The sequence below is a fragment of the Vibrio sp. 10N.222.49.C9 genome (assembly GCF_041474985.1).
Taxonomy (GTDB): Bacteria; Pseudomonadota; Gammaproteobacteria; order Enterobacterales; family Vibrionaceae; genus Vibrio; species Vibrio crassostreae_C.
Map to the genome: position 1 here is coordinate 1 of NZ_JBFRVD010001406.1, position 449 is coordinate 449.

Below are 449 nucleotides of genomic sequence, written 5' to 3' on the forward strand. Positions count from 1 at the left end.
AAATTGGGTTACAACCACCTTAGCTAAAGGTACGTTGCGTTCTGTTGCTGGGGACTGCTCTGTGGGCTGTTCTGCCCTAAGGGCGCCAGCTGCAAGCCAAGCGCCGAGGGCAACAACAAGAGTAAGCGAGATGATCCAAGGTCGTTGGGCAAAAAATTGCCCTGTCCTTCTTAACGGCATAACTAAATCCTTTTAATTATCAGTAGGCGACCTTGCCTAGCTGTTTATACGGCACAGCCTTTACAACTGACTACTGTACCGATTACTGCCGGGTATTTCTGAGGGTAGGATCACACGCTAAATGAGGCTCCACAACCGCAAGTGGTTGTTGCATTAGGGTTATTAATGAAGAAGCGTGCGCCTTCAAGTCCCTCTGTGTAATCTACTGTACCGCCAATTAAGTACTGCAAAGACATAGGGTCTACCACTAGAGTCACCTCGTCTTTCAC

The 449-nt window shown here is 48.3% G+C and carries 1 protein-coding gene and 1 pseudogene; both read right to left on the minus strand.

Going from position 1 to position 449, the window contains the following annotated elements; genetic code table 11:
* Positions 1-180, minus strand: a pseudogene (locus tag AB4585_RS28510) (efflux RND transporter periplasmic adaptor subunit); the annotation flags it as partial.
* Between the two features lie 110 nt (positions 181-290).
* Positions 291-449, minus strand: a 159-nt coding sequence (locus tag AB4585_RS28515) for an iron-sulfur cluster assembly accessory protein (protein WP_372172134.1), incomplete at its 5' end; no start/stop codon positions are given.